The following is an 11,954-nucleotide window of genomic DNA, read 5'->3' on the forward strand; positions in this document are numbered from 1 at the left end:
CACTTCATCAATGTCGGCAAGCTCGGCACCGGTGAACTCGAAACAGCGTTCGTGCCTTGCACGCCGGCCGGCTCGATGCTTCTGATCGAGCGGGTGCGCGGCAAGGACCTGTCCGGCCTCAACGCCGTCGTCGTCGGCCGCTCCAACATCGTCGGCAAGCCGATGGCCAACCTGCTGCTTGCCGCCAACTGCACCGTCACCATCGCCCACAGCCGCACCAGGGATCTGCCGGCCTTGGCCCGCACCGCCGATATCCTTGTCGCGGCCGTCGGCAGGCCGGAGATGATCAGGGGTGATTGGGTGAAGCCAGGCGCCACCGTCATCGATGTCGGCATCAACCGCATCCCGGCGCCGGAAAAGGGCGAGGGCAAGTCCCGCCTCGTCGGCGATGTCGCCTATGCCGAAGCGGCCAGGGCCGCCAGCGCCATCACACCGGTGCCCGGCGGTGTCGGCCCCATGACCATTGCCATGCTGATGGCCAATACGTTAGCCTCCGCCTACCTTGCGGCCGGATTGAAACGGCCGTCCTTCTGACCCGCCAGAAAGCTGCAGCTTTGCCGAACCCCAGTGTTCCCTCAGAACGGCCGGTCATGACTGACCCCGTTCAAGGCGGCCGGCAGTTCGCATTCCTGCTGGTAGACAAGTTCTCCATGTTCTCGCTGGCTGCCGCGATCGATACGTTCCGGTCGGCGAACCGGTTGCTTGGCCGCGACTTCTACGGTTGGACCACGGTGTCGGCCGATGGCGATCCGGTGATGGCTTCCAATGGCCTGCCGCTCAAGATCGACTACGCCGTTGCCGACCTGCCGCCGGTCGATATCCTTTTCGTCTCGGTCGGGCTGACGACCGAATTCCCCGGCAAGAGCAAGGTGCTGGCGGCTTTGCGAAGCTGGGGCCGGCGCGGCAATGCGCTGGGTGCCCTGTCGGTCGGGTCCTACCTGCTGGCCGAGGCCGGCCAGCTCGAAGGCTATCGCTGCACCATCCATTGGGAAAACCGTGCCGGCTTCGTCGAGCGATTCCCCGACATCAACTGCACTGGCAACGTCTTCGAGATCGATCGCAAGCGCTACACCTGTGCCGGCGGCACCACTTCGATCGACCTGATGCTGGAGATCGTGCGCGGCGATTTCGGCTCGAACCTCGCCAATGGCGTCGCCAACCAGTTCCAGCACGAACGCATCCGCTCGGCCGGCGACCGTCAGCGCGTCGGACCCGAACGCGACCTGACCGGCAAGTCGGAGAAGCTCAGGCGCATCGTCGAACTGATGGCCGACCACCTCGACGAGCCGCTTTCGGCGGTACAGCTGGCCAAATCCGCCGGCCTTTCGGTGCGCCAGGTCGAGCGCCTGTTCCTGCGCCATCTCAGCGTCACGCCCGGCCGCTATTACATGCGGCTGCGGCTGGAGCGGGCGCGCGAACTGCTGCGCCAGACCAACATGCCGATCCTCGACGTGGCGATCGCGACGGGCTTCACCTCGCATTCCTACTTCGCCCAGAGCTATCGGCTGCAATTCGGCAGGCCGCCTTCGGAAGAACGCCGCACGACTTACTAAGCTGGTTTTCGTTTTCGTTGAGAGTTCGGCATTCGGCCCCGCGCATCGGGCCAGGGCTATGAATTCGGGTTAATGGGTTCTTTCGGAGCCTTCGCCGCGCGTAGGTTGACGGGTGCATCAAACGAAAAACCCGCCTATTGCGGCGGGTCACCGGCGCAAATCAGCACCATAGCCAAATATGTACCTTAGCTGAGGTCATGGTGTCAAGAAAAAATTCCTATTGCCGGGGAAAAGGCTGCCGACCCCGCCGAACTGGCCGCCGTCAGGACTTTTGTTAAGCTGGGTCCGCAGCCCTGCGCACCGGGCGCCCGGACTTGTGTCCCGGCGCCGCGTCAAATAGCTTGCCGCCCGGATCAGGGGCGGATTTAGGAGATTTCGATGGCGGGACTTGCACGGGGCGTCGCTGCGGCGATCCTCCTTTTGTCGATGACGACGTTCGGCTTCGCCGCAAACAAGGTCATCATCATTCTCGATGCCTCCGGCTCGATGTGGGCGCAGATCGACGGCAAGCCCAAGCTCGAAATCGCCCGCGAGTCGCTTCGAACCGTGCTTCAATCGGTCCCCACCGACGACGAGATCGGCTTCATGGCCTATGGCCACCGTGAAAAGGGCAGCTGCGACGACATCCAGCTGATCGTGCCGCCGCAGGCAGGTTCGGGCAGCGCCATTTCGGCCGCCGCCGACAGCCTGAAATTCCTCGGCAAGACGCCGCTGACGGCGGCGGTCAAACAGGCGGCCGAGGCGCTGAAATACACCGAGGACAAGGCGACCGTCGTGCTTATCACCGACGGGCTCGAAACATGCGGCGGCGACCCCTGCGCGCTTGGCAAGGAGCTCGAGGCATCCGGCGTCGACTTCACCGCCGATGTCGTCGGCTTCGGCCTCACCGCCGACGAGGGCAAGCAGATCGCCTGCCTCGCCGACAACACCGGCGGCAAATACATCCAGGCCTCCGACGAGAAGGCGCTGCAGGAGGCGCTTGCCGAGACCGTGGCAGCACCAGCGCCGGCTCCTGAACCGGCTCCGGCACCTGCGCCGGCACCCGCGCCCGAGCCGGCCAAACCGGACTTCAATTTCCTGCCGATAGCGGTGCTTGCCGAGGGCGGCGATTCCGTCACTGACGGCAACGCCTGGGAGATCTACAAGGCGAAACCCGACGGTACGCGCGGCGACTACGTCAGCACCGAATACGGCGCCTACAAGGCCAATCTGGAACCGGGCGACTATATCGTCGTGGCCAGCGACGGCCAGGCCAAGACCGAGCAGAAAGTCAAGATCGAGGCGGGCCAAGTCTACGCGCCTCTCTTCAACTTGAATGCCGGCACGCTCATCATCCATCCGCGACCGAGCGAGGGGGCAGATGTCGTCGATGGCGCGGCCATCGTCATCGATTATCCGGGTGCTGACATGCCCGCCACCTTCTATGGGACCACGAAAGCCGTGTTGCCGGCCGGCGACGAGAAAGTGACGGTCACGATCGGCCAGGGCGTGGCTACCGAAACGATTCCGCTGGCTGCCGGCAAGACCGTGGAAAAGGACATGATTGTCGGTGTCGGCCATGTCGTTGCCAATGCTTATTATGCTGCCGGCGGCGACAAGGCGGACGGTTCAGGCATCGGCTTCAAGGTGCTCAAGGCAAAAAAGAAGATCGATGGAACCAGGGACGAGGTGACCTATGCCTACGGACCCGACAGCAAATTCGATCTGCCGGCCGATGACTATGTCTTGATTGCGACGGTTGATCTCGCCGTTGTCGAGCAGCCGTTCACCGTCAAGGTCGGCGAATTTCAGGATCTGAAAATCGCAATGAATGCCGGCGTGCTGGCGATCACCGCGCCGGGAGCCTCGAAGATCGAGATTTTCGAGGCCAAAAAGGACATCAACGGCAACCGCAAGTCGCTTGGCTATGCATTCGACCAGAAGTACCAGGCAGCGATCCCGGCGGGCGACTATGCCGTCGTCTCGGAGAAATCCGACAACAGTTCGAAAGAAGGCAACGTGACGGTCAAAGCCGGCGAGCGAGCTGAGCTAACCGTGCAATAGAATCGTATGCACAACCGCAAGAGGGCGGCCAAGTGCCGCCCCTTTTCATGGGTTGCGCAGAACTGCCGTCAGGCCGTGCCGAAGGCGCTGGCGCCATGATCGGCGCGGCCGACCAGTTGCCGGAAGCCGGCAAACAGCTCGCGGCCGAACCCGAACTCGTTGCCGATGAGATCGGCATCCGCCGTCCGGCGCAGCGCGAAATCGCCGGCCGGCACCAGCACTTCCAGCGTGCCGGCATCGGCGTCGAGCCGGATGATGTCGCCTTCATGGATCCTGGCGATAGGACCCTCCTCGACCGCTTCCGGTGTGACATGGATCGCTGCCGGCACCTTGCCGGAGGCGCCCGACATGCGTCCGTCGGTGACCAGCGCCACGCGCTGGCCGCGGTCCTGCAGGATGCCGAGCACGGTGGTCAGCTTGTGCAGCTCCGGCATGCCATTGGCCTTCGGCCCCTGGAAGCGGATGACGGCGATGAAATCGCCGGTCAGCGTGCCTGCCTTGAACGCATCGTTCAGCCCTTGCTGGCTGTCGAAGACCCTGGCCGGCGCCTCGATGACACGCCGCTCCGGCTTCACCGCGGAAGTCTTGATGACGGCGTGGCCGAGATTGCCTGACAGCACCTTTAGGCCGCCGGTCGCCTGGAACGCCTTGTTGAAAGGCGCCAGCACCTTTTCGTCGCCGCTTGTCCGCGGCGAGGCTTCGCGCACCACGCCTCCGTCGGCGCCGAGCTTTGCCTCGACCGCATAAGGCCGCAGGCCTTCGCCCCACACCGTCTGCACATCCTCATGCAGGATGCCTTCGTCGAGCAGTTCGCGGATCAGGAAGCCGAGCCCGCCGGCGGCGTGGAAATGGTTCACGTCGGCGAGGCCGTTCGGATAGACCCGCGCCAGCAGCGGCACCGCTTCCGACAGGTCGGAAATATCCTGCCATGTGATGGCGATGCCGGCCGCCGCCGCCATGGCGATCAGGTGGATGGTGTGATTGGTCGAGCCGCCGGTGGCATGCAGGCCGACGACGCCGTTGACGATCGAGCGCTCGTCGATCATCCGCCCGACGGGCGTATAGGCGTTGCCAAGCGCAGTAATCGCCAGCGCCCGCTTGGTCGCCTCGCGGGTCAAAGCCTCGCGCAGCGGCGTGCCTGGATTGACGAAGGACGCGCCCGGCGTGTGCAGGCCCATGATCTCCATCAGCATCTGGTTGGAATTCGCCGTGCCGTAGAAGGTGCAGGTGCCCGGTCCATGGTAAGATTTGGACTCGGCCTCCAGCAGTTCGGCGCGTCCGGCCTTGCCCTCGGCGTAGAGCTGGCGGACCTTGGCCTTTTCGTCATTGGGCAGGCCTGATGTCATCGGTCCGGCCGGAATGAACACCGCCGGCAGATGGCCGAAGGTGAGGGCGGCGATCACCAGCCCCGGCACGATCTTGTCACAGACGCCGAGATAGACGGCGGCGTCGAACATGTTGTGCGACAGGCCGATCGCGGCGGCCATGGCTATGACATCGCGCGAAAACAGCGACAGCTCCATGCCGGGCTGGCCCTGGGTGACGCCGTCGCACATCGCCGGCACGCCGCCTGCCACCTGGGCGATGCCGCCGGCTTCGCGGGCTGCATCCTTGATCAGCGCGGGGAAGCTCTCGAACGGCTGATGCGCCGACAGCATGTCGTTATAGGAGGTGATGATGCCGAGGTTCGGCACCTTGTCGGCGCCCAGCGCGAGCTTTTCCGAAGGGCTGCACACCGCAAAGCCGTGAGCGAGGTTGCCGCACGACAAAACGGCCCGGTTGGCGGCGCGGTTCGACGCCTCGGCGATGCGGCTGAGATAACGCTCGCGGCCGGGCTTAGAGCGCTGGCGGATGCGTTCGGTGATGGCTTCGATGTCGCGTCTGGCGGTCATGGTATCGGTCCTTTCAGGCGAGGTCCCGGAAACATCCTCCCGCCGTTTGCCGGGCCCGGTGTAAATCGAGAATCAGGGTGCCCAGAAAACCTCTACGGGCTTTTGCGCTGCGTCGAGCACGGCGCGGATTGGCTTTCGCGGCCCGGGCGCCACCGCGCCGTCGAAGGCGATACGCTTGTCCTCACCCTCGATGTGCAGCGCGATGAAGCCGGCTTCGACGATGCGGGCCAGCGACAGGGTCAGCCGCGGCTCGCCCGCACTTGCCGCATGAACCGGCAGCACGATCCTGTCGGAAGACGGGTCGAGCAGCGTTGCCAGGTCGACGGCATCGGGAAAGAACGAGGCGGTGTGGCCGTCCGGCCCCATGCCGAGCACAACGACATCGAGCGGCCAGGGCAAGGATCGGAGCGCTGCATCGTCGGACGAGGCCGCATCCTCGATGCTGGTGGCTTCGTGATAGAGCGGCACGAAACGAGCCGCCTTGGCCGCGTTCTGCAACAGATTGGCGGCCACCAGCCCGGCATTGGAGCGTGGCGAGGAGGCCGGCACGAAACGCTCGTCGACCAGCGTCACGATCACCTTGTCCCAGGCGATGGGTATCGCTGAAAGGGCGGCGAAGAATTTTGCCGGCGTGGTGCCGCCGGAGACGGCGAGCAACCCCGTGCCGCGCTCGGCGATCGCCTTGGTCAGTCTGCCTGCAACATGGCCGGCCAGGGCTGCCGCCAGTTCCTGGCGCCCGCTGAAGCCGTTCCAGCTGTAGGCGGCGCTGTTCAATTGCTCTCGTGCCATGTCCGCCCGTCACGTTCGATCAGCGCTATCGAGGCCGATGGACCCCAGGTGCCCGCCGTGTAGCCCTGCGCCTCCTGCCTGGCACTTTCCCAGGCATTCTGGATCGGGTCGATCCATTTCCACGCCGCCTCGACTTCGTCACGGCGCATGAACAGGGTCTGGTTGCCACGGATGACGTCCATGATCAGCCGCTCATAGGCGTCCGGTGCGCGGCCGTCGAAGGACTGCGCGAAACTCATGTCGAGCGAAATCTGGCGCAGCCGCATGCCGCCCGGGCCCGGATCCTTGATCATGATGAACTGCTTGACGCCTTCGTCCGGCTGCAGCCGGATGACAAGCTGGTTGGCGAAGATCGGTCCGGCGCTGTCGCCGAAGATCGAATGCGGGATCGGCTTGAATTCGATGACGATTTCCGAAACCCGCGTCGCCAGCCGTTTGCCGGTACGCAGATAGAACGGAACGCCCGACCAGCGCCAATTGCCGATCTCGGCCTTGATGGCGACGAAGGTCTCGGTGTTGCTGTCCTTGCCGAGTTCCTCGACATAGCCTTTCACCGGTCCGCCGGCCGAAGCCCCGGCGCGATACTGCCCGCGCACGGTGTGCTTCGGCGCTTCGTTGCCGTTGATGCGCTTCAGTGCCCGCAGCACCTTCAGCTTTTCGTCGCGAACGGCGTCGGCATCCATCGACGACGGCGCTTCCATGGCGACGAGGCACAAGAGCTGCAGCATATGGTTCTGCACCATGTCGCGCAGCGCGCCGGCCTTGTCGTAATAGGTGACGCGGTCCTCCAGGCCGACGGTCTCGGCCACGGTGATCTGGACATGGTCGATATGGGCTGAATTCCACAACGGTTCGTAGAGCGCGTTGGCAAAGCGCAGCGCCATCAGGTTCTGCACCGTCTCCTTGCCGAGATAATGGTCGATGCGGAAGATCTGGCTTTCGTGGAAGTCGTCGCCGACCAGGTCGTTGAGCTTGCGTGCCGAATCGAGATCGCGGCCGATCGGCTTTTCCAGCACGATGCGCGAGTTCGGCGTGATCAGATTGTGCTCTTTCAGCTTGTGCGAGATGTCGCCGAACAGCGCCGGCGCCACCGCCAGGTAGAAGGCGCGGATGCGGTCGCTGTCGCCGATCGCCTTCTTGAGCTTGTCGAAGCCGGCGCCGCTCGTCGCATCGGCGGAGACGTAGGACAGCCGCGCCAGAAAGGTCTTCAGTTCCTTGGCGTCGATGTCGGCCGGTTTGACGTGGTCCGAGATCGCCTGCTTGGCGAAGGCCTGGAATTCTTCGTCGCTCATCTTCGAGCGCGAGGTGCCGATGATGCGTGTCGGCTCCGAAAACTGATGGTCGCGCTGGCGATAATAGAGCGACGGCAGAAGCTTGCGCTCCGACAGATCGCCGGTGCCGCCGAAAATGATGAAGTCGAAAGGATCGACGGGGATGATCTGGCTGGTCATGGTCTGTCCGCTCTGACGCCGGTCGCTGTGACGCGGCTGATATAATCTAATCGATTTAAATTTTCCAGTGCCATGGTGTCACATCTGGGTGTATGCGCCTGCCCCTTGACAGTCCGATGACCCAGAGGCTTGTCGACAGGCGCGGCACCGGAAGCCTTCGCAGTTGCAGCATAGAGCGGGATCGACGCGAAAGCCAAAGGAGAAATCGGCGATGGCCGCACATCTTTCGAGCAATCCGGCCAGAAGCCACGGGTTCGCGCGGATGTGCGCTATCGGCGCGCCGGTTGATCGTCATCAATCATGAGCGGGAAAAACATGCGTCTGGAAAACAAGGTTGCCGTCATCACCGGTGCTGCGTCCGGTTTTGGCGAGGGCATCGCCAGGCGCTTTGCGCAGGAGGGTGCCAGGGTCGTTGTCGCCGATCTCAACGCCAAGGACGCGGAGCGCGTCGCCGGCGAGATCGGCGAAGCGGCGATCTGGACCCAGACCGATGTCTCGCTGCGCTCCGAATTCGACGAGATGATCTATGCCGCCAAAAGCGCATTCGGCCGCATCGACATCATGGTCAACAATGCCGGCTACACCCATCGCAACGGCGACATGCTCAATGTCGACGAGGAGACCTTCGACCTGATAACCGCCGTCAACATGAAGGCGATCTATCACGCGGCACTCGCCGTGGTGCCGATCATGGAGCGGCAGGGCGGCGGCGTCATCCTGACCACGGCCTCCACCGCGGGTCTGCGGCCGCGCCCCGGCCTCACCTGGTACAATGCGTCGAAAGGCTGGGCGATCACCGCCACCAAATCGATGGCGGTGGAACTGGCGCCGAAGAACATCCGCGTCAACTGCCTCTGCCCGGTTGCCGGCGAGACCGGCATGCTGGAGAAATTCATGGGCGCCGACACACCCGAAATCCGCGAGAAGTTCCGCGCATCGATCCCGCTCGGCCGGCTCTCGACGCCGCTCGACATCGCCAACGCCGCACTCTGGCTGGCCTCGGACGAAGCCGCCTTCATCACCGGCGTGGCGCTGGAGGTCGACGGCGGCCGCTGCATCTGAACGCCTGGGTAGCAGGCCAGGATCTCATCCGCTGCAATACCAGGACAAGCGCAATCTCACGGCAATCGAGGATCAACCCCGCCAACAATGAGACCTACACCTATACGGCCAACGGCTTCATCGAGAATGCCGATGGGCCGTGGGGCAGCCTCACCTATACGATCGACGGTGTCGGCAACATCACCCAGCGCACCGTAACCATTGGTGGCGTCACCTCTATCGATACCTACAGCCTTCAGGGCGGCTCCAGCCGGCTGACCGGCATCCTCACCGGCGGCGCACCGAGCCGCGGCTTCCAGTCGGACCTTGCCGGCAACGTCACGCAGGACGCGACCGTCTCGCCGGAGCTCACCAAGACCTACAGCTACAATGCCGCCGGCCAGCTTTCGGCGGCCACCGTGAACAGTACGGCGGCAGGCAGCTACATCTACGATTATCTGTCGCGGCTGGTGTCTCGCACCATCGCGGCCTCGTCCACCTTGCATATGGTGCACGACCTCGACGGCAATGTGATCGCCGAATACGATGCGTCCGGCGCGCTGATCACCGAATACGTCTGGGTCGAAGGCAGGCCGCTGGCGATGGTCGCCGACGCCGGCACGACGCCGGTACTCTATTACGTGCTGACCGACCAGCTCAAGCGGCCGGTCATGATGACCGACCAGGGTCGCAATGTCGTCTGGCAGGCGAGCTATCTGCCCTTCGGCGAGGTACGTAGCATCAGCGGCACCGCGACGCTCAACCAACGCTTCCCCGGCCAGTGGTTCCAGATGGAAACGGGGCTGGCCTACAATTGGCACCGCCATTATGATGCTTCCATCGGGCGCTATCTGCAGCCCGATCCGCTCGGTATGCCGAATGGGCCGTCAAGGTGGGCGTATGTCGGCAACAGCCCGCTGATGAAGGTGGATCCGAGCGGGTTGTATTGGGTTCCAGGTCCAGGAGGGAATCGATGGTGGTGTTGGGGTGGCAATCCCTTGGACTGCGTTTTACGTCCCCCCCCGCAGCCAGGGCCACAATCTTGCCCGATGTCGTCGGAACGGCGTACGACGCCTCCGCCTCCGCCGCCAGCTGGGCCGCCGGATGACGACCCTTGTGAGGAACAGCTTGCCGCTGATGAGGCACAGTGCCAATTGCTATCCTCGGGCGTGGTGGCGGGCGCACAACCAAAGCTGGTAGAAATTGGTATGCAGCTTGTATGGCAATAGCCAGTGAAAGATATGCCGCTTGTAGGGCAGGGAAACCCTTGCCGCCGTTTCCAATATGGAAAATGTAGCTATGAAATTTCTATTTCGGGAGAGGCTGGAAGTTTTGAACTCAGATGATTTATTTGAGTTTGGAATAACAAAAATCAATAAAAATAAAAGCGAAGGAGATTTATATGAAACAGAGGCAATCTTCATAAGAAACGGAAAAGTAACATCAAGAATAAAGTTGACTGGATTGAGTGAATTTAAGGTTATAATGAGCTCGTTATCCTATTTTGGGTCAAAATTAAGGGGAATAGCAAAAGACGAATCGATTACTTTTGATTTTAATGGATTAACATTTGACCAATATATACCAATAAACAAAAATTTAAGGTTGATTTGGGATGAATGATTTAAAGAAGAGATAAACAACGATTGTAGGGAATTGCGGTGACAGTGCACTTTTATTCTCGATGGTGGACTGTGGTCGAAGAAAATCCCCGATGATTCATCGGCCTCTTGCGAGTGCCAATCCGCCGGCTTCGCCCTCGTCGCTGTCCTTGTCTTCCTCCTCATCGTCTCCGCCATCACCTCGACCTTTGCCTTGACCGCCTGGACGCGGCTCAAGATCGCTTCGAATGAGACCGAAAGCCAGCGGTTCGGCCTGCTCGCCGAAGGCCTGACCAACGTGCTGGCCGCGCGCCTGTCGAGCGCCGGGCCGGACATCGGGTTGCCGCTCAATTTCGAGCCAGTCTCCTGCGTGGTCGGCAATCTGACCGTCGTGACGCGGCTGCAGGGGCATTCGGGCCTGATCGATCTTAACGCCGCCGATCACACTCTGCTTGTCCAGGGTTTCGCCTCGCTCGGTGTCGATCCGGAGATGTCCAACTGGCTTGCGATCGCGGTCGAATATTCGCGCAGCGGCGCCAGCATCTTTGCCGCGGTGGCCACGCAAAAGGTCGAAGTCGTGGGTGGTTTCAAGCATGCACCGTTCGAATCCGTCGCTGAGCTGCAGGACTTTTCCAGGCTGCGCTCGATCTCCTTGCCTGATCTCTACAGCACATTCACGGTCAATTCGCGGCGCGGCGATCTGGTCGTAAGTCGAGCCGGCCCCACGCTGGCCAACTTCGTCAAGGCCGGAACATCGGCAGGTGCAAAGATACCCGAGCAGGCCTTCACGATCGAGGTTTCCGTCAGCCGGCGAGGGTCGGCAATCGTCGGTTCCGCCGGCTATGTCTTCGAAAGCCGTTCGGGCGATCAAGCAAGCCTGCTCCGCACTGCAGCGGTTTTGGGAACGATAGGCGCCAAGACAAGGGGCGTGCCTCACCCAAGGCGGTAGACGTCAGGCGCCGGTCTTGATGTAGCTCTTGTAGATCCAGCCGGTCTTGCCGTTGTAGGTGATCTGGCACCATTTCTTGCAGCTCATCACCTGCACCGAGGTTTTGGCTGGCACCGTACCGATGGCGGCGGCATTTTTCTTCGGGCCGCTTCGCATGGTCACGGCCCTCAGGATGCGTCCTGTTCCGGCGGCTGCGGCTTTCCTTGGCTTCGCCTTGGCCTGGCTGTCATCACCTTCTGCCGCTGGCTCTTGAGCCGGCACTTGCGGTTGCACCTCGGGAATGGCGGCGGTTTGTGCGCCGTCGGGATGGTTGCCCGCGGTTGCGCCGGGCGCGGCTACCTTGGCAAGTTCGGTGGCGGCATCGGTATCGGCTGCCGGCTGCGCGAATGCCGCCGTTTGCTTGTCGGGTGCCTTGTCCGCCACCTGGCTGGGAGCAGTCGAATCGGACGCGGATGCGGCCTTCAGCTGGGAACCGGTCCAGCGTGGGTCATTGGCGGCGAGTGCGGGAATGTTGTCTTGCGCGGCCGCCACAGTTGTTGGAATTGCGTCGGACTTGCGCGCCTGCGGTACGGCTGCCGCAGCGACCGCGGCCCCAACCGGGGTTATTTTCGTCGTCTTCACCGGAACCGTTGGAA

10 protein-coding genes and 1 pseudogene are annotated in these 11,954 nt (G+C 62.7%); 7 read left to right on the forward strand and 4 right to left on the reverse strand.

From position 1 onward, the window contains the following. The 3 genes and pseudogenes from EN932_RS16810 to EN932_RS16820 form a co-directional block, all read left to right on the forward strand. Positions 1-534: pseudogene (locus tag EN932_RS16810) on the forward strand (bifunctional methylenetetrahydrofolate dehydrogenase/methenyltetrahydrofolate cyclohydrolase); the annotation flags it as partial. 56 nt (positions 535-590) lie between these two features. Continuing rightward, a complete protein-coding gene (locus EN932_RS16815) occupies positions 591-1,553 on the forward strand; it encodes a GlxA family transcriptional regulator (RefSeq protein WP_013530232.1) in 963 nt (320 codons plus the stop codon). A gap of 378 nt (positions 1,554-1,931) precedes the next feature. Next, positions 1,932-3,596, forward strand: a complete 1,665-nt coding sequence (locus EN932_RS16820) for a VWA domain-containing protein (protein ID WP_127384761.1) — start codon at positions 1,932-1,934, stop codon at positions 3,594-3,596. Between the two features lie 68 nt (positions 3,597-3,664). Here EN932_RS16820 and edd read toward each other — a convergent pair whose 3' ends face one another. The 3 genes from edd to zwf form a co-directional block, all read right to left on the reverse strand. Continuing rightward, positions 3,665-5,488, reverse strand: coding sequence for a phosphogluconate dehydratase (edd, locus tag EN932_RS16825; RefSeq protein ID WP_027162289.1), 1,824 nt, complete (start codon positions 5,486-5,488; stop codon positions 3,665-3,667). 72 nt (positions 5,489-5,560) lie between these two features. Further along, positions 5,561-6,277 carry a 6-phosphogluconolactonase gene (pgl, locus tag EN932_RS16830; RefSeq protein WP_127369260.1) on the reverse strand — a complete coding sequence of 239 codons (717 nt, stop codon included), beginning with the start codon at positions 6,275-6,277 and terminating at the stop codon, positions 5,561-5,563. Then, complete coding sequence (gene zwf, locus EN932_RS16835) at positions 6,259-7,728, reverse strand: glucose-6-phosphate dehydrogenase (protein WP_013530236.1); 1,470 nt, start codon at positions 7,726-7,728, stop codon at positions 6,259-6,261. The genes pgl and zwf overlap by 19 nt, the downstream gene beginning before the upstream one ends. A gap of 315 nt (positions 7,729-8,043) precedes the next feature. On the opposite strand from zwf, the gene EN932_RS16840 reads away from it, so the two are divergent. The 4 genes from EN932_RS16840 (at position 8,044) to EN932_RS16855 (ending at position 11,319) form a co-directional block, all read left to right on the forward strand. Continuing rightward, positions 8,044-8,790: an SDR family oxidoreductase gene (locus tag EN932_RS16840; protein WP_127369261.1), complete on the forward strand. Its 747-nt coding sequence runs from the start codon at positions 8,044-8,046 to the stop codon at positions 8,788-8,790. Positions 8,791-9,188: 398 nt separating this feature from the next. Then, positions 9,189-9,998 (forward strand): RHS repeat-associated core domain-containing protein, encoded by an 810-nt coding sequence (locus tag EN932_RS16845; protein ID WP_127384759.1) that lies wholly within the window; start codon positions 9,189-9,191, stop codon positions 9,996-9,998. A gap of 70 nt (positions 9,999-10,068) precedes the next feature. Continuing rightward, positions 10,069-10,392 carry a hypothetical protein gene (locus EN932_RS16850; protein WP_127384758.1) on the forward strand — a complete coding sequence of 108 codons (324 nt, stop codon included), beginning with the start codon at positions 10,069-10,071 and terminating at the stop codon, positions 10,390-10,392. Positions 10,393-10,584: 192 nt separating this feature from the next. Then, positions 10,585-11,319 carry a general secretion pathway protein GspK gene (locus EN932_RS16855; protein WP_127369910.1) on the forward strand — a complete coding sequence of 245 codons (735 nt, stop codon included), beginning with the start codon at positions 10,585-10,587 and terminating at the stop codon, positions 11,317-11,319. Positions 11,320-11,322: 3 nt separating this feature from the next. Here the strand turns inward: EN932_RS16855 and EN932_RS16860 are convergent. After that, the coding region (locus EN932_RS16860) for an SH3 domain-containing protein (RefSeq protein ID WP_128368923.1) at positions 11,323-11,954 on the reverse strand (632 nt) is incomplete at its 5' end.

This window comes from Mesorhizobium sp. M7A.F.Ca.US.002.01.1.1, from assembly GCF_004022955.1.
GTDB classification, from domain to species: domain Bacteria; phylum Pseudomonadota; class Alphaproteobacteria; order Rhizobiales; family Rhizobiaceae; genus Mesorhizobium; species Mesorhizobium ciceri.

Coding starts and splice junctions, on each gene's coding strand:
- pgl (WP_127369260.1), bottom strand. CDS start 6,277: ATGGCACGAGAGCAATTGAACAGCGCCGCCTACAGCTGGAACGGCTTC.
- zwf (WP_013530236.1), bottom strand. CDS start 7,728: ATGACCAGCCAGATCATCCCCGTCGATCCTTTCGACTTCATCATTTTC.
- EN932_RS16840 (WP_127369261.1), top strand. CDS start 8,044: ATGCGTCTGGAAAACAAGGTTGCCGTCATCACCGGTGCTGCGTCCGGT.
- EN932_RS16815 (WP_013530232.1), top strand. CDS start 591: ATGACTGACCCCGTTCAAGGCGGCCGGCAGTTCGCATTCCTGCTGGTA.
- EN932_RS16820 (WP_127384761.1), top strand. CDS start 1,932: ATGGCGGGACTTGCACGGGGCGTCGCTGCGGCGATCCTCCTTTTGTCG.
- EN932_RS16850 (WP_127384758.1), top strand. CDS start 10,069: ATGAAATTTCTATTTCGGGAGAGGCTGGAAGTTTTGAACTCAGATGAT.
- edd (WP_027162289.1), bottom strand. CDS start 5,488: ATGACCGCCAGACGCGACATCGAAGCCATCACCGAACGCATCCGCCAG.